We start from the raw sequence: 25,020 nt of genomic DNA on the forward strand, positions 1-25,020 counted from the left end.
TATGTGTTTTGTTTTCGTTTGCTTTTGAGAGGCCGAAATTAAGGCAAATTGGCCAAAAAGAAGCGGCTGGCTTCTTCTATCTTTGCGCATGCACATCTCAAAAGCAGCCTACCTGGTCAGCAGTCCTGAAGTTGAAAAATGTCCGGCACCCGACAGGCCGGAATATGCCTTCATCGGCAGGAGCAATGTAGGGAAATCGTCACTGATAAATATGCTGTGCCGTAATCAAAAACTGGCAAAAACTTCAGGATCACCCGGCAAGACGCAGTTAATCAATCATTTTGAGATCACGAGCGTTAAACAGGAAGGAGGGCGCGACTATTCGAACTGGTACCTCGTGGATCTGCCAGGTTATGGTTTTGCCAAAGTATCCCAAACCCAGCGGCGTCAGTGGGAAAAAATGATCGAAAATTACCTCCGGAAGCGGGAAAACCTGATAATGGTGTTTATCCTGATCGACAGTCGCCATGAACCGCAGCGGATCGACCTTGATTTCGTAAACCAGCTGGGAGAATGGCAGGTGCCATTTACCCTCGTTTTTACCAAAGCGGATAAGGAAAACCAGCGGACTGTCGCCAAGAATGTGAAGGACTTTCTCAATGCAATGCGGGAGACATGGCAGTTTCTTCCTGCCCATGTTGTGAGCAGTGCAATTAAACAGACCGGCCGGGACAAGATCCTCGGCATAATAAGCGAATTAAATAAGGAAATTTCCGGTTAGGCATCGCATTTCAATAATTGGGTGTAGCTTCAATATATCACAATAATTGAATATGAAAAGACTGACGATCTCCCTGCTGGCATGCCTGGTGCTTGTTGCAGCTCATGCACAGACTGCAGTGAACTACCCCAATGATGTAAAAACCGTGTTAGAAACCATCAAGACAAACGCTTTCAAGAATGGTTACCAACATATGATCTCGTATGATGAAACCAGCAATGCGTCTCTTTTTGTGAAACAGAACACGGAATACATTGTATTCTTCGTATACGATAATACAAGCCGGCCTACCCCGGATTTCAAGGGATACCTGATGACGCCGGATAATGAGCTCAAGAAAAAATACACTGCGAAGCCCGATGACATTGGCCAGGTAGGTGCCGCCCGCGTTGCAAGACTCAACTTCAAGACCAGAAAATTTGCCGATGGTCACGAACAATATCCAATAAAACTGGAAGCTAATCCAAAGGCCACGATCTATATTTTCTACAGAGGTTAAGGGCCGTTCCGGCGAAGTAAAGCAACTGGTGGGGGAGATGATTCCCTTAGCGGTGATATAACACCACTTTCGGACATGGATGAGGGTTAGTGAACAATCAGTTCACCACTTTGTTGGCACAACTGCTTGAAGCAAAAGCTTCCGGCTTAGCCTTGAAGGCGAAGCCCATTCCAAGAATGTATCCCATCGCTTCCTTTAATGCATCATTGCTTTTAAAGTGCGGATTAGTATTAATATCCGCATGTACTTCCATATCGACATCATACTCGGTAAACAGGCTACAAAGTTCATAAGCAATTTCAATGCTCCTGGCCACTTCAACGAGCATTCTTTCTTTTATGGAATACTTCTGGCGGGTCTTTTCATTGTGAATAAACATAAAGCCACCGTGTCCCTCCCTTAGAAATACAATAACAGTGGCAAATTCGGTTTCGGCGCCTTTCACCTGTGAGTCGGTCCCTATGCATACCTTAAGGTGATAACCCTGTTCGGTTTCGCGCCGTATGGCTCTTTCTACGGCGTCGCGGATCGGCAATTCGATCGGGTCGCCATTAAATTTTCTCCATAACATAAAAATGGGTTTTTGTAATTTAACGAAAAACCCCGTCTTATAAGGCATTTCCGCCTGTTAGGGAAAAATTAAATTACCATTCAGTATTGCCCGGTGCTCAACAAAACAAGGGTACACGCTTCCTGTGGATAGATATTATTTTCCTTTGCAAGATCTGCCAGTTCATCATTTTCAGCACCAGGATTGAAAATGATCCGCTTGGGCTTCAAAGAAAGAATGTAGTCGTAGTACTCACGCTGATGGGCAGCTGAAAGGTATAAAGTGACCGTATCGACTCCTTCCAGCATAGGTTTGTCCTTACGGATGTCTATATCTGAAACCCGGACTTCGCTTAAGCCAATACCTTCAACAGGATGGCCATGCGCCCTGAGCTTGTTGATTGCCAGGTAGCTATACCGTGCCGGATTACCTGATGCTCCTAATACCAGTGTCTTTTTTGTTTGTGCCATTCTCTTCCGTTTATCGTACCAGTTTAACAAGATTGCTCTGCATGTGGTTCAGGGAGTCAGGGTTTACAAAGGCGGACAGTCAAGACTATTTCCGCGTGTCGAAGCCGTTACTTTATTCATTGGACGCAGTGTAAGGGCAATATATCCACCTCCGTTTGCCATTTTGTTCTTACTGAATATATTTCCGAGGTTGTGAAAGCCCAGTAATAACGGGCCCGCTTTAAAACCTGCGCCTATCCAGAATTTCCCCTGATTGCTGACCTGAATTGGCATATATACGCCCAGCTTGCGGGTTTCCCATCGTGGCGTTAGCCTCAGCAGGTTCATATTCCGGACATAGAGCCGCTTATCGCCCGCCCAAGGCGAAATATTAATGCTTAGTTCTGCATTTACAAACCATGCGCCAGCCAGGTATCGGTCCACATTTAAAACTAATCTGGCTGGAGAAATAATCTTAAAATTATTGGCAAGGCCTTCCAAATGCAAAAGACCACCCAAAGAATCATTGAATTGTGGCAGATTCTTTACAGTTGAGTCGATTGCCGCATCGAGTTCACTACCAGTAATACCGGAAGCCGGAATCGAGCCTTTCCTGCTTTCCACTCCCCCGCGATATTGCCCCCAGCCAAAATCTATAAGCGAAGCGCTGATTTTCCAATCGTAATCGTAGTATGCCTCCTCGTCCGCCATGAATCCCGGAACATCTTCAGGTCTGATCAGAAGTTCCAGGCCGGCGTCGAAAGAAAATGCAGTCCGGGTAGCTTTGAGAAATTCTTTCAGGTTTGAATTATTATCGCGGCTATTGTCCCACTTGTCAAAATTGGACGAATAAGCATAGGCGAATGAACCGCCATTAAGCACATATTCCGTTTGATCGTTTACCACTGTGGTGCGATGGCGAATATTATTCACTTCGGCACGAACGCCGGATACACCGCGGTTTATCTTGACCGTTAGCCCCCCGTTCAGCCGGTAATTGGTGTTTTCCCAAACCGTTTGTGCATATGCGAGATAAAGCTCAAATAAGGAACTGCTTCGGAACCTGGCATCGAACGGTCCAGTCTGTGTGTTCAGCGCAAGAAACTGGTTGATATTATCGATGCTGTCGATGTAGTTGTATTCTTCGGTCCGGACATTTGAGGCAGACCGCAGGTTGGCGCCAAAAGCGATCGCCCTTCGACGACCCAAAGCGATTCGGCCGTTAAGGAGATTTAAATTTGCCTGTTCATCACCGAAACGCTTAAACTGCCCGTTCAGCACCATGAACTTTGAATTTAAAACTGATGTGACCAGCGAATAATCGATTACTTTAACTGCATTTGTCTGGTATTTTGCCTGGATCCCTGCCAATGTCAGGTCCCAGGGGTAAGGAGTGTTTACAATAGAAGCCGGGTTATTATGTACGCCCAGCGCTCCGGCATGGTTGGACCCCTGGATTGCGTGATAATCCTGGCAGTAAGCGTGCACAGAGGCAGAACAAAGCACCATAGCAATGTAATACCTGGCCAGATTTACCAATGCAGTATCCTTCTTCATTCAATATTTCTCTCCATGAGTTTGCCTTATAAGAAAGCCGGTTACACCAGGAATCCTGGCTGCTATTCCCACAAGCAGGCCAGTAAGCTTCGGATCACCAAAAAAATACTGTATCACCCTGCCGGCACGAAGCCTCTTAGCAAAATGTCGGTTCCATTGCCTGCAATAATTATGCTCCAGTTCGTCCCTGGAGATCTCGCCACGCAGAAATGCATCTGCCTCATGACACAACAGCTTACCGGCGTGCAGCGCCATGCTCATACCGTTTCCACACAATGGAGTGATCATACCAGCGGCATCCCCTGCCAACAACACATGATCATGAACCTGCGATTTGGCCGAAAAAGAAACCTGTGAAATGCTTAAAGGTTCATCCCAAATGATTTCTGCCCGGTCCAGCAATCGGTCGATGTGGGGATTTTTCCGGAGCAGCCTGTTTTCCATCTGCAGAATGGAATTATCGTTTGACCGGAGGTTGCCTGCAGTCGTAAGATAACACATACAATACAATCCGTCTTCAATCCTTGAAACTCCGCAATAACCGTTACTGAAGTTGTGTAAAGCTATAGTGTCCTCATCGAGGTCAACTCCCCGTAAATGGTACTTAACAGCTATATAGTTATCCAGCTTGCCTGGCCGGTGAGTAATAAAAGGTCGCTTCCACTTTACATCCACATTACTACGTTTACCGAAGCAGCCAATGGCCAGTTTCGATTCCAGTATGCGTCCCTGTAAAAAGCACTTCATCTTTCCATCATGATAAACCATATCAATGACTTTCGTACCCTCGAAAAGATGTACGCCATTTTCTTTTGCAATGTTTGCCAGAAGTGCATCCAGCCGGAACCTGCTTATGCCGAAGCCACCGGGTATCAGCGGCGATCGAACCACTGATCCACCAGGCGAGCTCACAATAAGTTTGTTTATACGCGGAAGTTGCAGTTTGTGAAACGGAATTCCCAAACTCTCCAGGAAAGGCCTGCTTTCTTCACTGATATATTCTCCGCATACACGGTGAAAGGGATATGTGTATTTCTCGACCAATGCAACTTTATGACCAGCTTTACTCAACCCAATCGAGGTTGCAAGACCAGCGAGTCCGCCACCCGCGATAACCACATCGTAGTCTGTTATATGTGCTGATGCCGGACTCATACGTGATGGAACGTTATCAGCCACCTGAAAGCCCAATGCCAGTGAATGCTTACCTCGTTTATACCAGCACGGTTTATAATATCCTTCCATTCACTCCTGGTAAAACCACGTAACACGGATAATGGCGCATCATTCCGTACCAGCCTTGACCGTGAAAAGAGTGCTGTCAACATTCTGATGGAATGATAGGCCATTGGGTGGCGGTGCAGGTCGTTGATAAAAAATCCAACAGCGGAATTGTCCTTCATCCATTCCAACTGCTCTGCCAGTTCATCATCAGTAAAATGGTGGCAAAAAAGCGATGAGAAAATAATATCAGGTTTCTCGCTGAATTTAATATTCCTGTAATCGTCATGGATAAAATTCCCGACAGGAAGCTGCTCCTTAGCATAATTGAGGCAAGCCGGGTTAATATCTATACCGGTGCAGGTAATTTCCAGGTCATGGGCGACACCATAGTCGCGGATAACCCGAAGATTGTCTGCCCCGCCGCAGCCAATCTCGCAAACATGGACTCTTCCTTTACTGAAATTAAATTCGCGCATAGCCTTCCGGGTTATAGAATGTCCTCCCAGCCATGTGTTGATAACATCAAGTTCCTGCATATTGGTCCGGATATCCTCAAAAGAAATCCCTGTTCCATCCAGCAACTCCTTTTCGTATGAGCGATTCCGGAAGTTCACCGGCTGGCCGCCTCCAGCCAGCAGGTTTCCATTGTGAGTCCGGGCCCGAAGGCAGCCGTTAAGATATTACCTTGTGCGCCCCTGTCGAGCATGCTTTTCAAAACAAACAATACGGAAGGCGATGAAAGATTCCCATATTTATCCAGCACTCCGTAGCCAGCTTCAAGTGCCGTGGGTTCAAGATTGAGGCTTTTTTCAACTGCCTGTAATATTCGTTTACCCCCTGGGTGAATACACCACGCGTCAATATCTTCGTACTTCAGCGAATATTTCATAAGCGCCCTTTCGAGCAAAGGTCCGAAATCCGTTTCGATAAGTTCAGGCACATAACCACTGAGTGTCATCAGGAAACCACTTGAACTAAGCTCCCAGGACATGTCCTTTTTGCCTTTTGGAATAACTTCAGAATAAAACCCCTTTACTTCCACACCTTTTTCACTTTCATCATTTGCAACAAGTACTGCTGCTGAACCGTCGGCGAACAACATAGAAGCCGTTATATTATCAATAGTCGGTGTTTTCTGAAAGTGAAGGGTGCAAAGTTCGGTACAAACAACCATTACCCTTGCTTCCGGATCAGATTTACAAATCGCAGCTGCCTGCTTCAGTCCATGCAAAGCGGCATAGCATCCCATGAAGTTGATGGACGAACGGTTAATTGATCTTGAAAGCTCCATCAGGTCCATAACCTGCAGATCAAGTCCAGGTGCGCTCATCCCGGTACAACTGACCGTTATCAGGTGGGTTAGATCTTCGGGCTTTGTCCGTGTGTGTGAAAGACAATTCCGGATAGCATCAACAGAAAGCGCTGCAGCAAAACGATTGTATTGGTTCATCCGGGATTCCAGTGACGGAAATGGTTCAAGCGATTCACCGGCAGGAAAAAATTTCCATTCGCTCATTGGCCTGCCATAGTCAGGAATTACCGAATATCTCGTTGAAATCCCGCTGTTCTTGTACAAATATTTTAATTTTCGCTGACTGGCTAAATCAAGATCAAACACCTGTTGCATGAAATGAAGAATCTCTTCCTGGGAATGACGGAAAGAGGGTAGCGCAGTTCCTATAGACAAAATCTTAGTCAATCAGTTTCCAGATTAAAATGATGAGGAAGCCTGTGTTTGAACAGACTGCCGAAATTATGTTCATCTTCATCAGGTTATCAAAATTTGCCTCATGAGCGTCTTTCCATGACTTACGCATCCACCAGAGAAAAAATATCTGAACCGGCAGAAAACAGCACAACAATACAAGGAACCTGATCAGTTCGAGCTGCAATGCGAAATGCAATCCAAGTGCCACGAACGCCATTGAAAATAACAAACTTGAAAGCACAAATGTTCCTTTGATACCCACCAACATACTTATGGTCTTAACCCCGTCATGGGCATCAGCTTCATGCTGGTAAATCTGGGTAAGCGGGTATGCACCGGCAATCAGCAATGACGATGCTACGCACCCGGTAACAGGTACCTGAAGGGGAAGACTGAGATGAGAACCATGGTATACCAGCCAGAAGACAAGCGCACCCTGGCAGCTGATAACCAGCAGGAAGCCTGATATTGCAAATCGTTTTAATCTCGTTACGCGGCTACTGTACATCCTGGATGCTAAAATATAAACCAACACGCCAACCGTAAACCAAATGTCAACGAACATCGACAACAGTACGGCAGCAATATCCATAACGGAGACCACCTTCAATAATTCAGGGGTTGGCAGAAGGGGTGACCGGATACCTCCTATCGGACTTTCATCCCGGTCCATATAACTATTATAGCCGTTGCTTGCCGGGTAAACCAATAAATGCAGTATACAAAAGATCAGCATGGCCTTCCACCAATTTGTATAAACCACCTGGCTAAGGGCAAACAGGTAAACCGGCAGCAGGAAAAAGGAAAAATGAACCCGGAGCAATTGCAGGGTCGACGGTTGAGGCATTTGAATTCGGTTAGGCTTAACAGGCAGGCTTAGTAATCGTATTCCCGCCGGAACATATTCATTCTCAATCCAAGGCTGAACATAGTGCTGTTGGTTGTAAGCTTAGGATCATCCGGCACGTCCATCTTCCGGATCATCATTGAACCATCTATAAACAAATTTTCCAGAACCTCGAATCCCACCCATAATGACGCATTGATTCCGGTTGATGACCGTCCCTCCCCGATCGACCAGCCGTAATCCATAGGCCTTGTTGTGTAGGACCTGAGCGGATTGCTGCCGAAATTCACGCCAGCTGAATCGAGCCCCTGGTTCCAGAAGATGAGTTTCGACTGAACCTGCCACTTGGGATGTGGCTGGTATCGTAATATCCCGACTATCTCATAAAAATTCGCACCTCGCGGATGGGCAAGCGGCTGGTTATAATGTGTGTAGTTGGCGATAGAGTCTTTATGGGAGTACGTGAATGGTCGCGCCAGGTTCACTTCACCCTGCAGGTCGAGGTTCTTTATTCCCAAAGCATCTATATATTTTCCGCCAAGCTGCAGGGCATATTTATTTCCCCACCACCCTTCACCACCTTTCACCTCACTCAGCTTAAATTCGTCAAACAACAGCTGGCTATACAGTTGCACGCGCTTCAGGATATTGGCTTTTATGTCGAGGCCCACATTTGCATTGTCAAAGCTGCCATTTTGCTGTTCGATTGACCGGAGAAAAATCACGGGGATCAGGTAGCTGAACTCGAAATGGTTTTCCCGCCCGAAAATAACAGATTCAAACAAGCCGATATTGAGCCATTTTGTTGCCTGCCAGCTAAGGTGGTGCATTGCCGCATATTTCTTATCCAGCAGCTTATTTCCTGAATTGACGGGCTCTTCAGGCACTAATTCCATAAACAGGTTCTGGTAATTCAATTTCCAGATCCGGGTATTAAGTTTCAGGAAAAGATAGTTGTTTGCAAAGTCGCTCAGGTATACACTCCGGTATCCATTCCCGATAAAATTCTTATCATAACCGAATTGTACGTTGATATATTTGGTGACATTGAAATACATCGAACCCCTCGCATCAAAATAGTCATATGCGGTCTTTTTGAAAGATTTGTAAAACCCGGCACCCGGAACCGCCCGGAAGCTGTCTTCCCAGTTTCGCACAAACATTGGCGGCCTTTCCTGATTGTCAGTAAGATAAAAGTCGAATCCTATCTTTTTGGCGATCAGGCCACGGGCCCTTGCCCCTTTTGAATTAAGGAAAACCGTTTCGTCAGAATCAGAATCCTTCGCAAGATTAAACTGGAAAACAGGGTTTACACTAAGAAAAAAATCCTTAACATCCACGAGGGCGAAGTCTGATTTGGATTTGTAAAACGTCCTGAACCATGGCTTCCTGCTCTTAAAAGACTCTTTTGAGCCGGTTACCCATTCCTGGTTGTTCATCAATGCATCCTGGATATTATAGGCATCAACCCGGGAAAAACTGTCAGTCTGAACTGATTCCAGAAAATTAACCCAGGCCTTTCGCTCGTAAGGCTTCAGATGCTGAAATGACAAAGCGCTGTCACGGAACCGGATCTCAAGCCGGTCCATTAATTGCTGGTGTTTGTAACCCTGGGGAAGCATTGAGGATTGGGAAATTGCAACTACAGGTGCGAATAATAGGGTAGTTAACAGCAGTCTTTTTATAACTTGCATCGATTCGTTTTGTTTTACGGCTAACCGACAAATTATGCAAAAATATCTGATTAAAAATACCAGCATCGTAAATGAAGGAAGCATTATCAACGGCGATCTGTTGATCGAAGATGGCCGCATTGCAAAGATTGCAAGCCAAATCAATGCCACAAATGATGTAAAGGAAATAAATGGCGAAGGCAGGTTTCTACTGCCCGGCGCCATTGACGATCAGGTTCATTTCCGTGAACCCGGTCTTACGCATAAAGCAAATATCTATACCGAGTCCCGGGCTGCAGTTGCCGGCGGTGTTACGAGTTTCATGGAAATGAGCAATACTGTGCCACCCGTTTTCTCACATGATCTGCTGGAACAGAAATATGAGATAGGTGCCAAAAGTTCGCTGGCAAACTATTCGTTTTATATGGGAACCTCGAATGACAATATCGAAGAGGTTCTCAGGACAAACGAAAAGAAAGACAGGGTTTGCGGAGTAAAGGTCTTTATGGGCTCCAGCACCGGCGGCTTACTGGTTGACAATCCGCTTTCGCTGGAAAAGATCTTCAGTGAGTCGGAACTGTTAATCGCCACGCATTGCGAGGATGAACGGATAATTAAAAGGAACCTGGAGAAGATGAAGGCTTCCGGCAGGCAGCTTACGGCGGCTGATCACCCCCTGATCCGGGATGAAGAAGCCTGTTTCGAATCATCTTTCCTGGCAGTTCAGCTCGCCAAGAAACATGACACAAGGCTGCACATCCTTCACATTTCGACTGCGAAAGAACTACAACTGTTTTCGAATATGCTTCCGCTTGAAGACAAACGTATTACTGCGGAAGTTTGTGTGCATCACCTGCATTTTACCAGTAATGATTACCCGAAATGGGGCAACCTGATCAAATGCAATCCGGCGATAAAAGCTCCTGAAAACAGGGAAGCACTGTGGCAGGCGTTGCTGGATGGCCGCCTGGACGTGATTGCAACCGACCATGCTCCTCACACCTGGGCCGAAAAGCAGGAAGATTACCTGCATGCCCACGCTGGCCTTCCCCTCGTTCAGCATTCCCTGCCTCTTATGTTGAGATATGTTTCAGAAGGCAGGATCACCATTGAGCAGGTAGCAGATAAAATGAGTCATGCCGTTGCAAAATGCTTTCGGATCCGGGAAAGAGGTTATGTCCGTGAGGGTTATTTTGCAGACCTGGTTCTTGTTGATCCAAACCAGGGTGAGATTGTGGTGAAAGAAAATATCCTGTATAAATGTGGCTGGAGTCCGCTTGAAGGGACCATTATGCCTATGGGAATAACGCACACTTTTGTAAACGGACACCTCGCCTATGAAAAGGGAAATTTCGACAACTCCAGGGTGGGTATGCGCATGACGTTTGACAGGTAAGCGATGAACTTATACAATTTCCGGTAAGCAATGAATCCTATAAACCCGTAAATTGAATGCCATGGAAATTGATAAGACCTCGCAACATGATCTGAACATTTTTCACCCCGAGGAGGAGTTCTCCATTTTTCACCGACTTAATTTTACCAGGACAAGTGAGGGAAAAGAATGGATGAAGCAACTGTTCCTTGAGCCATTCAGCACTACACGGAACATTGAACAGACGCAACAGGTTCTGAAACTGATCGGAAGCAGGCTGGAACAGTGGCCGGAATCCATCAGCAATGGAACGATTATGGTCATCGAACGGTTCTTCAGTACCCAGGTTGACACCATTCCCACAGACCATAACCTTTTCAATGGCATAACTTATAAGCTGCTACACGGGCCTGATTTTGCGATAGTCCGGTATAGTATCGGCCATTTTGCCGACTTCATTCGTGGCTTCAGGAAACTCATGCAGATTTTCGAAGGGGCTGAGATTCCGCCCAACATGCTGGCACTTCTTGATAGGGCGGCCTTCCTGGTCAGGGATGAGCATCTGCAGAGTCTTGCAGATCATCCTGCGGAAAAAAAGTTCTCTCCCACCCAGGTCGTATATTTCGGCAATTACCTGAGGTACCGGTTTAAGAATGCTGCCCTGGAACTGATCGATATTTATGGACGGCTGGATGCCTGGTACGGAATGGCAACAGCAGTAAGGCACTTCGGACTCATTTATCCATCAGTGATGCAGACAGAAAAACCGTTCATTGAAACTTCCGGCTTATATCACATTCTGCTGCCTGATCCGGTTTCATATAATTTAACGCTCGACGAGACCCATAATTTCCTGTTTTTAACTGGGGCCAACATGGCAGGCAAAAGCACATTCATCAAATCTGTGGGCGCGGCTGTTTATCTGGCACATATCGGTATGGGCGTGCCGGCAAATTCGATGCGTCTTTCACTTTTCGACGGCATATTGAGCAATATCAATGTAACCGATAATATTGTCAAAGGAGAAAGTTACTTTTTCAATGAAGTACAAAGGATCAAGAATACGATCCTTAAGATCAATGACGGAAGAAAATGGCTGGTGCTTATCGACGAACTTTTTAAGGGCACCAATGTTCAGGATGCTATGAAGTGCTCTCTCACAGTCATTAAAGGCCTTATCAAAATCAAAGATTCCATCTTTATCCTTTCCACACACCTCTACGAGATCGGAAAGGAACTCGAAGATCAGCCCAACATTATCTTCCGGTATTTTGAAACATCTGTCAATGATGAACAGCTTAATTTCAGTTATCAATTAAAAGAAGGCATTAGCAACGACCGTCTCGGTTACCTGATCCTGAAACGGGAAAAAGTCATTGACCTACTCGAAAAACTTTAGATCAAACACATTTCGATGAACCTGATTCAGCGCGGCATCGCTCTTATTTTTTGCTTACTCCCGGTTTCAGTGCCGGCACAATCCTACAATTATAACGATCCGCTTTTGGACGTTCAGCATTACCGTTTTGAACTTCAGCTGACGGACACAAGCAACCTGATACGGGGCACCGCCTTTATTGATATCCGGCTGAACCGTGACGCTAAAGAACTGACGCTGGACCTTATAGACATGAAGAGTGACGGTAAGGGTATGAAAGTGGAAGCTGTTGCCTTAAATGGAACTGAAACCGGCTTTCAACAAAAGGCGGACAGGATCATATGTACCACGAACCAATTGTTAAAGAGCAATACAACCTGCCAGCTGATGATCCGATACCAGGGAGTTCCGGCGGATGGCCTTATCATTTCAACAAACAAGTACAATAAACGAACCTTTTTTGCAGACAACTGGCCTAATCGTGCACGCCATTGGCTTCCCGTAAATGACCATCCATCTGACAAAGCCACGGTCGAATTTGTTGTAACGGCTCCGGACCATTACCAGGTTATTTCAAACGGCATTCAGACAGAAGAGACTAATATTGGAAATGGCTATACAATCACCCACTATAAAGAGAATGTAGCAATACCTACCAAGGTGATGGTAATCGGCGTGGCAGGGTTTGCTGTCGGTTATGCCGGATCGTCCGGGTGCGTTGAGGTATCCAGCTGGGTGTTCCCGGAGGAAAAAGAAAAAGGCTTTTATGACTACGCACAGGCAGTTGACATCCTGCCATTTTATATTTCAAATGTTGCAAAATACCCCTTCAATAAGCTGGCGAATGTTCAGTCTAAAACAATATTTGGGGGGATGGAAAATGCGGGCTGCATTTTTTACCATGAAAACTCAGTGAACGGGCAGCGAAAAGAAGAAGCATTGATTTCACATGAGATCGCTCACCAGTGGTTCGGCAACAGTGTTACTGAGAAGCACTGGAGTCACCTCTGGCTCAGCGAGGGCTTTGCCACGTACCTTACCAACTGCTACCTGGAACAGAAATACGGCACTGACACATTGCATAAACTTCTGAAGGACCAGCGTAATACTGTCAGCCGGTACAGCTTGAAGGAGCCGGGCCGGCCGGTTGTTGATTCTCTTGAACAACAATACATGAATCTTCTGAATGCAAACAGTTACCAAAAAGGTGCCTGGTTTCTCCATATGTTGCGCAGGAAGATTGGTGACGCGGACTTCTGGAAATCGTTGGCCGGATATTATGCTTCATTCGAAGGGAAGAACGCTACAACCCAGGATTTCCGCAGGAGTTGCGAAAATGCAAGTGGACTGAACCTGGAAGCGTTTTTTAACCAGTGGCTATATCTGCCGGGACAGCCTGAGCTTGAAATAAGCTACCAGTTACAGAAAGGGAACGAAGTTGCAGTCGTGGTAAAACAAGCGCAAAAGGAACTCTTTGATTTCCCGCTCGAAATTGAGTTTATCGGTGATGGAAGCAGGATAAGAAAAACGTTTATAATCAGGGAACGGGAAGAAAAAATTCAGGTCAGGCTACAGTTCAGGATGAGCGGGATACAGGTAGATCCAGATACCAATGTACTGGCAACATGGAAAGTAAAATCCGTTAAATAACGGTTTTTTCCGGCGCCATACCACACTAATTTGCCTCCATGTTAGTGAAGACTTATGGAAGCGCCGTTTACGGGATTGAAGCAATAACAATCAATATTGAGGTTAATATTACGTCAGGCACGCATACCTTCCTTGTAGGTTTGCCAGACAACGCCGTCAAGGAGAGCATGCTAAGAGTGGAAAGTGCCATCAAGTCAAATGGCTTTTATATGCCGAGGACGAAAGTTATTATCAACCTGGCGCCGGCTGACATCAGAAAGTCAGGCTCTGCTTTTGACCTTCCGATTGCGGTTGGAATTCTGGCAGCTTCTGACCAGATCGTCAATATTCCCGCGCTTGATAAATATATAATAATGGGTGAACTCGGTCTTGATGGAACCATTCAGCCTATCAAAGGGGCTCTGCCGATTGCCATAACCTCCAGGCGGGAGCGATTTCGGGGCCTTATACTTCCTTCACGCAATGCCCGTGAGGCGTCAATCGTGAATAACCTCGAAGTGTATGGACTTAATCACCTGAATGAAGTCGTTTCATTTCTCGAAACACCTGAATCCCTGAAACCGGTTCAATGCAATACCCGGGAAGTATTTATTGAATCAACCAAAGAGCCGGAACCGGACTTCGCAGATGTCCGGGGGCAGGAACACATCAAGCGGGCGCTCGAAATCGCTGCGGCGGGCGGGCATAACGCAATACTCATTGGTCCGCCCGGGTCCGGAAAAACCATGATGGCCAGGAGACTGCCTTCCATACTACCTCCACTTACCTTGAATGAGGCCCTGGAAACTACGCGGATTCATAGTGTCGCGGGCAAGTTGCCTGACAACGCTACATTAATAAGTAAACGCCCGTTCAGATCTCCGCACCATACCATCAGTGATATGGCACTTGCGGGCGGCGGTGGAATTCCCCAGCCAGGAGAAATTTCGCTTGCACATAACGGTGTACTATTTCTGGATGAACTGCCGGAATTCAGGCGCTCGGCACTGGAGGTGATGCGGCAACCGCTCGAAGAAAGAAGGATTACCATTTCAAGGGCAAAAGCAGCAATGGAGTTTCCGGCAAGCTTTATGTTAATAGCCTCAATGAATCCCTGTCCATGTGGCTTTTACAACCATCCGGAAAAAGATTGTAATTGCCTTCCTCCGTTAGTACAGAAATATCTTAATAAGGTTTCCGGTCCATTGCTTGACCGGATTGACCTGCATGTTGAAGTAACCCCCGTAACTTTTTCCGAACTCACGGGGGGCCAGTCGCGTGAAGCTTCTGCAGCAATCAGGAAAAGGGTCATAGACTCAAGAGAGATCCAGGGAAACAGGTTGATCAATTTTGGGGCAACTTATTGCAATGCCCAAATGGACAACAAAATGGTAAAAGATTTTTGTATTCCGGATACAGCAGGGTTAAACCTTTTGCGCAACGCCATGCAACGCCTGAGCCTTTCAGCACGTGCATATGAAAGAATACTCAAAGTCAGCCGTACTATTGCAGATCTCGCAGGGTCAGTCAAAATTCTGCCTGAACACATTGCGGAAGCTATACAATTCAGAAGTCTCGATCGGCAAGCATGGGCCGGATGAAGTTTATCAATTATTCACCATTCCCAATTTCGGCTCAGCTTTCAAAACCCTAACCATTGGAATTGCGGAAGGTTGCTGAACAGGCTTCTCTTTGGTAAAAATAATTTTTACCATTTCCGTGAAAGTGTCAAAGATTATACGCACGTCAAGCATCATATGAGCATTACGAACATAAAATGCATCCCACTGGTAACGATGAAAGACACTGGTAAAATCAGGTGCCGGGCCTTTAAAACCCTTCACCTGGGCCATGCCCGTTATTCCTGGCTTCATAATGCTCCTTTCGTCATACCCTTTAATAAGTTCAGCGAAACGCAGGTCGTCTGCAAGCATATGTGGCCTCGGTCCTACGACACTCATATTACCAGTAAATACATTAATGAATTGCGGCAGTTCATCAAGGCTGCTGTTTCGAAGAAACCGGCCCACACGTGTAATCCTCGGATCACCTTCTACGGCCTGCTTTATATCGGCATCTGCATTGATTACCATTGTCCTGAGTTTTAGGCAACGGAACATTTTTCCATTTTTACCAACTCGTTTCTGTATAAAAAATACAGGACCTCGTGAATCGATCCAGATTACAAGGGAAAGAACAGGCAACAACCAGGATAATACAAATACAATTACAAACAAAGAGAAGAACAGATCAAAGGCACGTTTAAATAATAGGTAGTCAGTGCTGCTGGTTTTCATAACAGTAACTTTATTGATTTCATAAACAGAAGGCCAATGGGCTTCTGACAAGCATCCATCATAAAGCGTTGCGTAACGAATCAAAACTATTGCATTGGAGTAGCGACAAATTTCCTGCCATATAATAATGCGCATACAATTCCCACTATCACATAACTGAGTAACAGTGACCACAGAATATCGCCTGCGGCGTAACGCATCAGGCATGGGATAACAAAGAAGAGAGAAACCTGGAATACAAATACGATCCGCTGTTTCATTAGCGGAACCGGCTTTGCAACGACATAGAGGCACACCGATACTGCTGACTCCCCCATCACAAGTGCCAGGCCTGCTATCCATGCACCATCTCCGAACAACGCTCCGGAAATTAATGTTAAAAACATTGTGCCAACCCCCGTCAGTGTGCTTATTGCAAGGGGTCTGTCCCTTCGTTGCAGCATGAGAATTGTGGACTGTGTGTTCAGGAATGCATATATAAGTGCCGCGACACCCGTTAGCTGATAATAATATATGTATGGCAGGAAGCGCTCACCGAAGAACAATCTTACGGAAGCGTCCGGAAAGAAAAACAAACCTGAACAGTAGAATAAGGCCACAAGCATGGACAGCTGGTCAACATTAATATTGACCTTGGGCATTAACATTTCGCGGAGGTAAGCCTGGTGAATGATCCTCACTACTCCCTTGTATATCACGTATAGCTTCAATCCCACAAAAACCGCATGGGATGCAGCTTCCGGGATAAAATATGGCACGAGGAGCATGAGTCCCAACCCCACCATATACTGGCCCAGCCCCACCAGCCCAAGCACAAGGCTTTTAACATATAACAAAATATCCCGCCAATATGGGATATTAATAAATGTCACAGAAAGACGGCGCATTATTAACCAGTCAGTTATAAAAAAAACCGGCATAAGACTTGCAACGAATGCGTAAAGAACTTTGTCAGGTGCAATATGAACTATCACCAACGTGATGCCGTAAGGAATTATCATCCTGAGAAAGGCCATCAGAGCACCGTATACAGGGTACCCCCTGGCATAAACCGCATAATCCGCGTTAGCGGCCAGCAAAGGCGCTATTAAGAAAACTATATACGATGATTTCCAAAATGCAAGCAGGCATATTGGGAGTAACAGTATTGCCATACATATACGCGCAGACTGGTATTGTTTAAGCAGTGATTTCCAGTCGGCGGATATAACCAGTTCGCGCATTGCCATGGACTGCAATCCAAAAGCAATGACGGAAAGCAACAACTGATAAAATGCATCAGCTTGCACAAAATCAGTAAACGCATCCGCCGCACTGTTAGCTGCAATGGATTTGATTGCGAAGATGGAGAACAATTGTCCGGCACCAGTCAATATAGCAATTGGAAGTAAACGCCTGATCATGTATGGTAATGCAAAGGAAATGAAAATGAAAAAACAGCACATCATAATAAACATTTTTTTTACTGTCCTGCTGTTATATTTAATTGCCCCCTGGTTTTTTGAAAAACAGTTTTTTTTCAATGAACTACTTTCTGCATTTGGCTGTGCAACCCTCATTTATAAAAGAAGGAGCATACCGACCGATAATATTTCGCTCGCCATAATTTTCCTGCTATTGCTGGGCGGAGTTCACGCCATTGCATCCCTGTTCCGCATGGATGAACTTTATTATTACCTGAGGAATACCGTTATCGTTTATTCCATATTCGGCTATTTCGCAGGATACTTCACCTGGAGATACCTGTTCCCTTATATTGAGAAAATCCGCCTGCCGTTAGCAGCGTATAGTGTTACTGGCATTGCATTGAGGGCTCCGAAATTACTCGTTGAACGATTTGGAATGTCAGCCCTTTTCCCGGTCCTCTTCTATGATGTGGCAGGCAAGTACATTCTGCCTTTGTTGATAGCCTCCAATGTGATCTATGCCATTGCATATGACTCATCCACAACGATGATCCTTTCCGCGTTTTACCTGTTTGTCTGGATTGTGCCTGGATACCGGTTCTTTGTTATTGCAGTGGTTGCCGGGCTGATTGTCTTTTCCATCTTTTTCTGGAAAATGATCCCCAACCTTAGCCTCATTTCCCAACACTATAACCATTTCAATGAACGGGGAATAAGATCAGTTGTTAATTCCAACCGGATACTTGCGATAGATCCAAACAGTACCTGGCGACTGATTCTTTGGAAACAGTCAATAGTTGACAAGTTTCCGGAAAACATACCGGGTATAGGTTTCGGAACGCCTATGTACAAATATTACCCTATTGAAGATCACAGGAAAATACCCCAGTTGCCTTATGTAATGGGTGCGCACAATTCATTTGTATATGTTTTCGCCAGGCTGGGTATAGGTTTTGTTGCTGCCATCGGGATTATATATCATGAAGTTATGAGAAGCTATTTCCGGATGAAGCGGTACGCAGGGGAGCGAAAGGAACTACTCCTGTACTACAGTTTTTTCGCAGTAACATTCATCGCCTTATTTAATCCGGCACTTGAATCACCGATATATGCAGTCGGATATTGGACCATCCTGGGACTTCTTTCTGCTGCTATACAACATGTAAAAAAAGAAATACCGGAATTCCATGAAAGTCCTGTTTATACATAACCGCTATCAGCACCGGGGTGGTGAAGACGCAGTACTGGACATGGAACGCAGGCTGTTGGATTCCCATGGACATGCTACGGAAACCCTTTCTTTCGATAATGAATCTATTGCCGGCGTAGCAGGTAAAGTGTCGGCAGCCATGAAAGCTGTATACAATCCACAGTCGGCAAAAAAGCTCGGTTTTAGAATATCAGCCTTCAGTCCTGATGTCATACACGTGCACAATCTCTTTTTCGACGCCTCACCTTCCGTACTGTACCAGGCAAAAAAAATGGGAATACCTGTGGTAGCCACATTGCACAATTATCGGCTGATCTGTGCTAACGCTATGCTGATTAGGAGTGGGACCATTTGTGAAAAATGTATTCATTCCACTTTTCCTTCGAGTGGCATCATCAATAAATGCTACCGCAACTCTGCAGTGCAATCAGGTCTGGTTACTGCAATTACGGGTACCCATAAAATGCTGGGCACTTGGAAGAATAAAGTTGACGCCTATATAACGTTGTCGGGTTTTATGCGGAATAAAATCCTGTCGGGTTCAGCCGGTCTTGAAGCCGGAAAGGTCTTCATTACACCGAATGCTATTGCAGATCCGGGCCAGGGCTCTTCTGTAAGGGATGACTATTTTCTTTTTGTAGGACGAATTTCTGCAGAGAAAGGAATTCTTCAGCTTGCCCGAAAGTTCGCAGAGACAGGCGACAGGCTGGTCATCGCCGGTGATGGGCCGCTGGCCGAAAGCATCAGGGAAATAGCAGCTACTGCAGCCAATATTAATTATCTGGGATTACAGCCCGCGGAAACGATCATTCGTTACATGAAACACGCGAAGGCACTCGTTTTCCCGTCAACCTGGTATGAAGGGATGCCGATGACGATCATAGAAGCATTCGCTACGGGAACCCCGGTTCTGGCATCCAGGCTGGGCTCGATGGAAGAAATGATTGAGGAGGGAAGCAATGGATTTCTTTTCGAGCCAGGCAACATGGACGATCTGCATGAACTGCTGAAAAGAATAAAATGGAAGGAAGAACTGTACAATCGGGCACGGAGTTCATACCTCGAAAAGTACAGCGAAGAAGTACACTATAACAATATTCTCAATATCTATAAACAACTATCCGATGGACAACACAAGAATCCTATTATCGCAAAGTCAGTTAATGAACATCAGCATCAATACGCTTAGTTACCAGCAGAGCATTGACAGGGTAATGGAATGGGCAAAAGAGAAGCGCAAGGCATACATATGTTTCGCCAATGTACACATGTCTGTTGAAGCTTACCGCAACCAGCGATATGCACAGATTATCAATAAGGCAAACCTGGTTTTGCCTGATGGTAAGCCTATTGCAATAGTTAATTCGTGGCTAAACAAAAAAAGCCAGGAAAGGATTTCCGGGATGGATTTCCTTGAGTCTCTGCTGAGCCAGTCTCACCCCGTGCGGCTATTCATTTACGGAAGTACAGAAGAAGTAATCGAAGCTTTCCGTAACCGAGTGAAGAACCAACATCCTCACATAAATATCGTCGGGCATATCTGCCCTCCTTTCCGTGCACTTACCGCTGAAGAATCAGAGCAGGATAATGCAAATATCAATGCTGTGAACCCTGATATCGTTCTAGTAGCATTAGGTTGTCCAAAGCAGGAAAAATGGATGGCAAAACATACCAAGGATATCAATGCCGTTTTGCTTGGTATAGGTGCCGCCCTTGAAGTTTCATCTGGCCGGAGAAAGCGTGCACCACTCTGGATGCAGCAAGCCAGCCTGGAGTGGTTGTTCCGTCTTGTACAGGAACCAAGAAGGTTGTTCAAGCGTTATCTTGTGACGAATACATTTTTTATGTACCTTCTTGTCAAGCATTATCTATTAAAGTAACAGGATGTTTTCATTGTTCGAAATACTTTCACAGTTGGTCGGGGGATCACTGATCTTCTGGCCACTGCTGAATTCCTTGGCAATAATCGCACTCTTTTTATACTGGATCTTTTTCGGACAAAAGAGAAAGCCTGAAGAAAAAATCACCTTCTACCTTTTTTGCCTTTTCGCCTCTTTGTACCTTCTTAAGATCATTGGCACAATCTATTCGAGCGATCTTAAAACTGCAGGCTTTAAATTACAGCAGACATCAGCCTTGCTCGTTCTTCCGCTGATATATGCATTTAGCTCACTGCAGCGCAATCGGTTCAACAGGACCATGGATTTTTTTTCGATATGTTGTGCTGCAGGTGTCCTGGCAGGTTTGGGCTGGGGTGTAGTCCGGCTTTTCAACACCGGCTCGCTTCATCATCTGCAAGGTTATGACCTTGTGATACTGAAAGGAATGGCGCCATACATTTTCGGCCTCTGTTGTCTTACCAGCATGTCATGGAATGCTTACAGGCTTGAACAGGACGGACGAACAGTAAACAAAATATTCTGGCTAAGAATCTCTTTACTGTTATTGTTTACCCTTTTCCTTCTGCTTCTGGGTAACAGGTTATCAATAATGTTATTGTTCTTCCTTGTGCTGATTTACTTTTTCAAAACCAATTTTCGTAAAAGTTATAAAATTGCTGGTCTGTCATTAGTGGTGTTTTTGGTAATGGCGATGGGAATGGTAACTCCGAAATTGCAACAGCAATGGAATGAGATCAGGGCAATTTCGAAACAACAAATTATCCGGCTGGATGAGGATTCCTCACTCGGACGATCCTGGGGAGGTGGTGTGCTTCGGCTGGCGATCTGGCAATGCGCTTTTGATGTCTTTCAGGAACACCCACTGGCAGGAGTAGGCACTGGTGACGCCCAGCAGGCTTTACAGGAGAGCTATGAAAAAAGAAAATTCTATTTCGCTTCACGTTACAATAAGTACAACGCCCATAACCAGTACATTCAACAACTCGTTACGCATGGTTTACCAGGCCTGTTGTTGCTAATCGCCTGCATCGCTACCGGACTGGTTATAGCGTTCAGATCGGGAAACGATCTGGCCCTATTTTTTTGGGTGTGCTTTGGGGTAGCCTGTTTCACGGAATCTATTCTCGAGATTAACAAGGGAATAGTCTGGTTCAGTTTTTTTGGAAGTCTTTTTGGCCTGCAATCAAACGATGATCAACTGCCGACTCCGAAATAGGAATTGAAAAGTAACTGAATCCGTTTAAAGCAATTTTTAAATTTCAGCCACGGAGAAACCGTCAATTCTTCCAGCGGACCTGTATAAGCTGTTCCTCGCTTAAGAAAGTAGTTGGTAAGAGTGCTGGATGTAATTCCCCATTTTGCGATAAATTGATAATACCCTGGATTTATTTTAACCCTCTTAGTTGAAATACTTCCAAAATGGTAAACCCGGCTTCTCCCCACGCCTTTAAACAGGCGAATACCAGACTGCCAGAGTTTCATCGAAAAATCTGGATCACTGTACAAACCCGGACTAAACTCAACGCTATATCCTCCAACCATATCCCAGATATCTTTATGGACAAGATTGGGAGGCCAAGTAGCTCCATTCCAGTCAGCTTTGTCCAGCGCCTGGTAACTGCTGAGCAATTCGCTCTCACGGAACGTTTGTATGGTACGGCCAAAATCAGCTTCAATAGAACAGTTGCTTTGTGCATCTGGTTCAATTGCCGTTGCCGAAATAAAAAAACGATTATGCCTGATCTGCTCCACTTCTTCCCAAAGCGCTTTATCCCACCCGGGGCAGACAAACATATCATCATTCATGTACAGGATGTAATTTGTATCAACAAGGGTCCGGGCAGCATTTAGAGCATAACATACCCCCAGGTTCTTCTCGCTGAAAGTATAGTCAATATCATCCTGAGAGTCAAGCCATTCGATAGTTCCATCCTTACCTTCATTAACATGCACAATAATCTGATGATCAAATGATGAATATTTACGCAGGCTTTTTATACACTGCTTCAGATATTGAAGATTGTTCCAGGTAGGAATAAGAATGGAAAAAACATTTTCTTTTGAGGATTGGGTTTTTCTCGTCGAAATGCCCATTTCGGCGAGAACCATTAGGTCATTCATCAATATTGGCAATTATAAAAAAACTGAAATGAAGTTTGCTAATTTGCATCAATCAATATGAACACTGATCTCAGTTATCCGCTTATTTCCGTCGTAATGGCAACGTACAACGGCCAACGATTCATCACAGAACAATTGAACAGCATAATCAGGCAAACATATTCTAATCTTGAAGTGATCATAGTTGATGACGACTCAACTGATGACACTCACGCTATTCTGCAGGAATTCAGCAGAAAATATCCATTTATTAAAGTCTACAGGAACGAGACCAACATCGGTTACATCAAGAACTTTGAGCGCGGTTTGCAAATGGCATCAGGAAACTTTATAGCCCCCTGTGACCAGGATGATATCTGGGAGCCAGAAAAGCTGACAACACTTTATCAAAACCTGGGTATCCATGAAATCATCTATTCGGATTCAACCCTGATTGACGAAGCCGGCAATAGCCTGGGTAAGAATCTTTCGGATATAAAAAATCTTCGTGGATTTGACGATTGCCTTTGCTATGCTATTGGCAACAGTGCTCCGGGACACGCCATGCTTATTAAAAGATCTGTCATAGACCGAAGTCTTCCGCTGCCCCCAATCTTCCCCCATGATTACTGGATCGGCTTCATCGCGACTTGCCAATCTCCTATCAGGTACTTAAATGTCCCACTTGTAAAATATCGTCAGCACGAGACAAACGTATTTGGCGTAGCGAACACGGGATCATCCAAACGACGGCATTCAAAAGAGAAAACCGATAAGAAAACACTTGCTTTGAACCGGATGCAATTGCTCTACCAATCATGCCCCGGGGACATTCCGCAGAAGAATGTTTACGCCGGTATCCTGGACTCATACCGGGATTTTTCACTTACGAACAACATCAAACGAACACTTATCTTCTTCAGACATCAGGATAAGATCCTTGCCTACAAGAAAAAACCCCTCTGGCGTAAATGGTTATTCTGTTTGAAAATGTTTGCCATGATCAAATGAATTTGCTGCAATCAGAAGGCTTGTTCATCACCTTTCACCATATTCACCAATGTCTGCAATATGATCTGCAGGTCAAGCCAAAAGGTCCAGTTCTCAATATACCACAGATCGAATTCCACACGCTTTTCCATTAAGTGAGGCTTCCTTGTTTCACCACGGTATCCGTTCACCTGAGCCCAACCCGTTATTCCAGGCTTCACCCAATGCCGCATCATGTAATTTTCAACGCTGTCCCTAGATTGAATATTAAGCGGAACGGGATGTGGGCGCGGACCCACTACTGACATGGAACCCAACAACACATTAATGAACTGCGGAATCTCGTCGAGGTTAGTTTTACGAAGGAACGCCCCAACACGAGTGATGCGCGGATCATCTTTCCTGGCTTGCTGATACCTGCCCTTTTCGTCCGTATCCCTACTGGTATTCACCATTGTCCTGAACTTATAACAAATAATAGATTTGTTATTCAGACCCCATCGCTCCTGTTTAAATAAGACAGGCCCCTTTGAGCTCAACTTAATTAAAATAGCAATGATCGGGAATAACCAACTCAACACAAACACCGTTACCAGGAATGAAAAAATGACGTCAAAAATGCGTTTCAGCATTTTATTGTCAATGACATCCAACGGGAGCGAGCGTAAGGTAATAATCGGAAGACTGCCCAGCCGGTCAATATGTAATTTACGTGCACCGAACCGCTGATAATCCGGAATGATACGAACCAACTTCCCCTGTTGTTCCCCTGCGCTAATAATATGCTCAAGCACATTATCATCCGTTATGGGCATAGCAACTACAATATCATCAAGTTCATGCTTTGCCAGCACGCGATTAATTTCAGATGTTTTTCCCAGATACTGACCGTTCAACAAAGGGTTACTCACATCGTCAACAAAGCCGGTGAGTTCATAGCCGTAGTTTTTGTCCTTAACGTACTGTTTGTAGAAGTCCATTCCATTGTCGCCGGCTCCAACGATCAATACCTTACGGGTTAAGATTTCACTCTTTCTTATTCTTTTATAAACGATCCTTATCAGAACCTTCTGTATGGGTATAAAAACAAAAAGGAGGGCAAAATATGTAACGAGCTGCGTCCGGCTAAAGGGATAATTCTGCAGTACAAAAAACAGGAGGAAGGAAACTAAAAGTGAAAAAACGATCTGCGTTTTAAGAAAGGATATCCATTCCATCGAGAATGGTTTAATCCTGAAGTCTTGGTAAAGTCCCATGATCCGGCCTGAGAAGAACCAGGTAATCATTAACATCAATACCAGCGCAAGGTTGTGACTGGAATATGTGTCGGATATGAATATAATATTCCCGCGAACAGCGAAAAAGATCAGGGCAACGAGTAAGAGATCCGCAGTAATTTTACCACGAATCGATGGTCGGTACGAAGTTTGCATCAGCTAAGGTTTAAGGTTTATCAGTCAATTCGGTATTTCAGTCAGCGGAATGGCTTCGCCACATCACTCACAG

General features: G+C 45.1%; 23 protein-coding genes. 11 read left to right on the plus strand and 12 right to left on the minus strand.

Annotated elements, in window-relative coordinates:
• The first annotated feature begins 88 nt into the window (after positions 1-88).
• Positions 89-721 (plus strand): ribosome biogenesis GTP-binding protein YihA/YsxC, encoded by a 633-nt coding sequence (gene yihA / locus OI18_RS20520; RefSeq protein ID WP_039143441.1) that lies wholly within the window; start codon positions 89-91, stop codon positions 719-721.
• Between the two features lie 52 nt (positions 722-773).
• Positions 774-1,220: a hypothetical protein gene (locus OI18_RS20525; protein WP_039143443.1), complete on the plus strand. Its 447-nt coding sequence runs from the start codon at positions 774-776 to the stop codon at positions 1,218-1,220.
• Positions 1,221-1,317: 97 nt separating this feature from the next.
• Here OI18_RS20525 and OI18_RS20530 read toward each other — a convergent pair whose 3' ends face one another.
• The 8 genes from OI18_RS20530 to OI18_RS20565 form a co-directional block, all read right to left on the minus strand.
• Positions 1,318-1,791 carry a ribonuclease H-like YkuK family protein gene (locus tag OI18_RS20530; RefSeq protein WP_039143672.1) on the minus strand — a complete coding sequence of 158 codons (474 nt, stop codon included), beginning with the start codon at positions 1,789-1,791 and terminating at the stop codon, positions 1,318-1,320.
• An 80-nt stretch (positions 1,792-1,871) separates the two neighbouring features.
• Positions 1,872-2,240, minus strand: coding sequence for a CoA-binding protein (locus OI18_RS20535; RefSeq protein ID WP_039143445.1), 369 nt, complete (start codon positions 2,238-2,240; stop codon positions 1,872-1,874).
• A 63-nt stretch (positions 2,241-2,303) separates the two neighbouring features.
• On the minus strand, positions 2,304-3,776 hold the full coding sequence (locus OI18_RS20540; RefSeq protein WP_039143448.1) for a hypothetical protein: 1,473 nt from the start codon (positions 3,774-3,776) through the stop codon (positions 2,304-2,306).
• Positions 3,777-4,931, minus strand: coding sequence for an NAD(P)/FAD-dependent oxidoreductase (locus OI18_RS20545; protein ID WP_039143450.1), 1,155 nt, complete (start codon positions 4,929-4,931; stop codon positions 3,777-3,779).
• Positions 4,928-5,614 carry a methyltransferase domain-containing protein gene (locus OI18_RS20550; protein WP_039143452.1) on the minus strand — a complete coding sequence of 229 codons (687 nt, stop codon included), beginning with the start codon at positions 5,612-5,614 and terminating at the stop codon, positions 4,928-4,930. The genes OI18_RS20545 and OI18_RS20550 overlap by 4 nt, the downstream gene beginning before the upstream one ends.
• Positions 5,611-6,687 carry a type III polyketide synthase gene (locus OI18_RS20555; protein ID WP_240312810.1) on the minus strand — a complete coding sequence of 359 codons (1,077 nt, stop codon included), beginning with the start codon at positions 6,685-6,687 and terminating at the stop codon, positions 5,611-5,613. The genes OI18_RS20550 and OI18_RS20555 overlap by 4 nt, the downstream gene beginning before the upstream one ends.
• Positions 6,688-6,691: 4 nt before the next feature.
• Positions 6,692-7,555 (minus strand): UbiA family prenyltransferase, encoded by an 864-nt coding sequence (locus tag OI18_RS20560; protein ID WP_039143457.1) that lies wholly within the window; start codon positions 7,553-7,555, stop codon positions 6,692-6,694.
• Between the two features lie 29 nt (positions 7,556-7,584).
• Positions 7,585-9,249, minus strand: coding sequence for a hypothetical protein (locus OI18_RS20565; protein WP_039143459.1), 1,665 nt, complete (start codon positions 9,247-9,249; stop codon positions 7,585-7,587).
• Between the two features lie 34 nt (positions 9,250-9,283).
• Between OI18_RS20565 and OI18_RS20570 the strand changes: the two genes are divergently transcribed.
• From OI18_RS20570 to OI18_RS20585, 4 genes are all read left to right on the plus strand, one after another.
• On the plus strand, positions 9,284-10,624 hold the full coding sequence (locus tag OI18_RS20570; RefSeq protein ID WP_039143462.1) for a dihydroorotase: 1,341 nt from the start codon (positions 9,284-9,286) through the stop codon (positions 10,622-10,624).
• A gap of 61 nt (positions 10,625-10,685) precedes the next feature.
• Positions 10,686-12,002 (plus strand): MutS-related protein, encoded by a 1,317-nt coding sequence (locus OI18_RS20575; protein WP_039143465.1) that lies wholly within the window; start codon positions 10,686-10,688, stop codon positions 12,000-12,002.
• A gap of 15 nt (positions 12,003-12,017) precedes the next feature.
• On the plus strand, positions 12,018-13,631 hold the full coding sequence (locus OI18_RS20580) for a M1 family metallopeptidase (protein WP_039143467.1): 1,614 nt from the start codon (positions 12,018-12,020) through the stop codon (positions 13,629-13,631).
• 38 nt (positions 13,632-13,669) lie between these two features.
• On the plus strand, positions 13,670-15,211 hold the full coding sequence (locus tag OI18_RS20585) for a YifB family Mg chelatase-like AAA ATPase (protein WP_039143470.1): 1,542 nt from the start codon (positions 13,670-13,672) through the stop codon (positions 15,209-15,211).
• 6 nt (positions 15,212-15,217) lie between these two features.
• On the opposite strand, the gene OI18_RS20590 is transcribed toward OI18_RS20585, so the two are convergent.
• On the minus strand, positions 15,218-15,907 hold the full coding sequence (locus tag OI18_RS20590) for a sugar transferase (protein WP_160290270.1): 690 nt from the start codon (positions 15,905-15,907) through the stop codon (positions 15,218-15,220).
• 86 nt (positions 15,908-15,993) lie between these two features.
• The gene (locus OI18_RS24735; RefSeq protein WP_039143472.1) at positions 15,994-17,310 is read right to left on the minus strand and encodes a hypothetical protein; all 1,317 of its coding nucleotides are present in this window, start codon (positions 17,308-17,310) and stop codon (positions 15,994-15,996) included.
• Here OI18_RS24735 and OI18_RS20600 point away from each other — a divergent pair.
• From OI18_RS20600 to OI18_RS20615, 4 genes are read left to right on the plus strand one after another with little or no spacing between them, the layout of a single operon-like run.
• Complete coding sequence (locus OI18_RS20600) at positions 17,309-18,523, plus strand: hypothetical protein (protein WP_039143475.1); 1,215 nt, start codon at positions 17,309-17,311, stop codon at positions 18,521-18,523. The two genes, OI18_RS24735 and OI18_RS20600, sit on opposite strands and share 2 nt — an antisense overlap.
• Positions 18,501-19,712 carry a glycosyltransferase gene (locus tag OI18_RS20605; protein ID WP_039143477.1) on the plus strand — a complete coding sequence of 404 codons (1,212 nt, stop codon included), beginning with the start codon at positions 18,501-18,503 and terminating at the stop codon, positions 19,710-19,712. The genes OI18_RS20600 and OI18_RS20605 overlap by 23 nt, the downstream gene beginning before the upstream one ends.
• The gene (locus OI18_RS20610) at positions 19,687-20,403 is read left to right on the plus strand and encodes a WecB/TagA/CpsF family glycosyltransferase (protein ID WP_160290271.1); all 717 of its coding nucleotides are present in this window, start codon (positions 19,687-19,689) and stop codon (positions 20,401-20,403) included. The genes OI18_RS20605 and OI18_RS20610 overlap by 26 nt, the downstream gene beginning before the upstream one ends.
• 4 nt (positions 20,404-20,407) lie before the next feature.
• Positions 20,408-21,640 carry an O-antigen ligase family protein gene (locus tag OI18_RS20615; RefSeq protein ID WP_039143482.1) on the plus strand — a complete coding sequence of 411 codons (1,233 nt, stop codon included), beginning with the start codon at positions 20,408-20,410 and terminating at the stop codon, positions 21,638-21,640.
• Here the strand turns inward: OI18_RS20615 and OI18_RS20620 are convergent.
• A complete protein-coding gene (locus OI18_RS20620; protein ID WP_205410082.1) occupies positions 21,619-22,545 on the minus strand; it encodes a glycosyltransferase family 2 protein in 927 nt (308 codons plus the stop codon). The two genes, OI18_RS20615 and OI18_RS20620, sit on opposite strands and share 22 nt — an antisense overlap.
• A 57-nt stretch (positions 22,546-22,602) precedes the next feature.
• On the opposite strand from OI18_RS20620, the gene OI18_RS20625 reads away from it, so the two are divergent.
• Positions 22,603-23,535 carry a glycosyltransferase family 2 protein gene (locus OI18_RS20625; protein ID WP_052273446.1) on the plus strand — a complete coding sequence of 311 codons (933 nt, stop codon included), beginning with the start codon at positions 22,603-22,605 and terminating at the stop codon, positions 23,533-23,535.
• Positions 23,536-23,546: 11 nt separating this feature from the next.
• On the opposite strand, the gene OI18_RS20630 is transcribed toward OI18_RS20625, so the two are convergent.
• A complete protein-coding gene (locus OI18_RS20630; RefSeq protein WP_052273447.1) occupies positions 23,547-24,947 on the minus strand; it encodes an undecaprenyl-phosphate glucose phosphotransferase in 1,401 nt (466 codons plus the stop codon).
• Positions 24,948-25,020: the final 73 nt, after the last annotated feature.

The organism is Flavihumibacter solisilvae (genome assembly GCF_000814475.1).
GTDB classification, from domain to species: Bacteria; Bacteroidota; Bacteroidia; order Chitinophagales; family Chitinophagaceae; genus Flavihumibacter; species Flavihumibacter solisilvae.

What these genes read in the sequence shown, in the direction of transcription:
- OI18_RS20630 (WP_052273447.1), bottom strand. Translation starts at nt 24,947, where the DNA reads ATGCAAACTTCGTACCGACCATCGATTCGTGGTAAAATTACTGCGGAT.
- OI18_RS20540 (WP_039143448.1), bottom strand. Translation starts at nt 3,776, where the DNA reads ATGAAGAAGGATACTGCATTGGTAAATCTGGCCAGGTATTACATTGCT.
- OI18_RS20585 (WP_039143470.1), top strand. Translation starts at nt 13,670, where the DNA reads ATGTTAGTGAAGACTTATGGAAGCGCCGTTTACGGGATTGAAGCAATA.
- OI18_RS20580 (WP_039143467.1), top strand. Translation starts at nt 12,018, where the DNA reads ATGAACCTGATTCAGCGCGGCATCGCTCTTATTTTTTGCTTACTCCCG.
- OI18_RS20530 (WP_039143672.1), bottom strand. Translation starts at nt 1,791, where the DNA reads ATGTTATGGAGAAAATTTAATGGCGACCCGATCGAATTGCCGATCCGC.
- OI18_RS20560 (WP_039143457.1), bottom strand. Translation starts at nt 7,555, where the DNA reads ATGCCTCAACCGTCGACCCTGCAATTGCTCCGGGTTCATTTTTCCTTT.
- OI18_RS20620 (WP_205410082.1), bottom strand. Translation starts at nt 22,545, where the DNA reads ATGAATGACCTAATGGTTCTCGCCGAAATGGGCATTTCGACGAGAAAA.
- OI18_RS20625 (WP_052273446.1), top strand. Translation starts at nt 22,603, where the DNA reads ATGAACACTGATCTCAGTTATCCGCTTATTTCCGTCGTAATGGCAACG.
- yihA (WP_039143441.1), top strand. Translation starts at nt 89, where the DNA reads ATGCACATCTCAAAAGCAGCCTACCTGGTCAGCAGTCCTGAAGTTGAA.
- OI18_RS20615 (WP_039143482.1), top strand. Translation starts at nt 20,408, where the DNA reads ATGTTTTCATTGTTCGAAATACTTTCACAGTTGGTCGGGGGATCACTG.
- OI18_RS20565 (WP_039143459.1), bottom strand. Translation starts at nt 9,249, where the DNA reads ATGCAAGTTATAAAAAGACTGCTGTTAACTACCCTATTATTCGCACCT.
- OI18_RS20610 (WP_160290271.1), top strand. Translation starts at nt 19,687, where the DNA reads ATGAACATCAGCATCAATACGCTTAGTTACCAGCAGAGCATTGACAGG.
- OI18_RS20525 (WP_039143443.1), top strand. Translation starts at nt 774, where the DNA reads ATGAAAAGACTGACGATCTCCCTGCTGGCATGCCTGGTGCTTGTTGCA.
- OI18_RS20575 (WP_039143465.1), top strand. Translation starts at nt 10,686, where the DNA reads ATGGAAATTGATAAGACCTCGCAACATGATCTGAACATTTTTCACCCC.
- OI18_RS20605 (WP_039143477.1), top strand. Translation starts at nt 18,501, where the DNA reads ATGAAAGTCCTGTTTATACATAACCGCTATCAGCACCGGGGTGGTGAA.
- OI18_RS20535 (WP_039143445.1), bottom strand. Translation starts at nt 2,240, where the DNA reads ATGGCACAAACAAAAAAGACACTGGTATTAGGAGCATCAGGTAATCCG.
- OI18_RS20545 (WP_039143450.1), bottom strand. Translation starts at nt 4,931, where the DNA reads ATGAGTCCGGCATCAGCACATATAACAGACTACGATGTGGTTATCGCG.
- OI18_RS20570 (WP_039143462.1), top strand. Translation starts at nt 9,284, where the DNA reads ATGCAAAAATATCTGATTAAAAATACCAGCATCGTAAATGAAGGAAGC.
- OI18_RS24735 (WP_039143472.1), bottom strand. Translation starts at nt 17,310, where the DNA reads ATGATCAGGCGTTTACTTCCAATTGCTATATTGACTGGTGCCGGACAA.
- OI18_RS20590 (WP_160290270.1), bottom strand. Translation starts at nt 15,907, where the DNA reads ATGAAAACCAGCAGCACTGACTACCTATTATTTAAACGTGCCTTTGAT.
- OI18_RS20600 (WP_039143475.1), top strand. Translation starts at nt 17,309, where the DNA reads ATGTATGGTAATGCAAAGGAAATGAAAATGAAAAAACAGCACATCATA.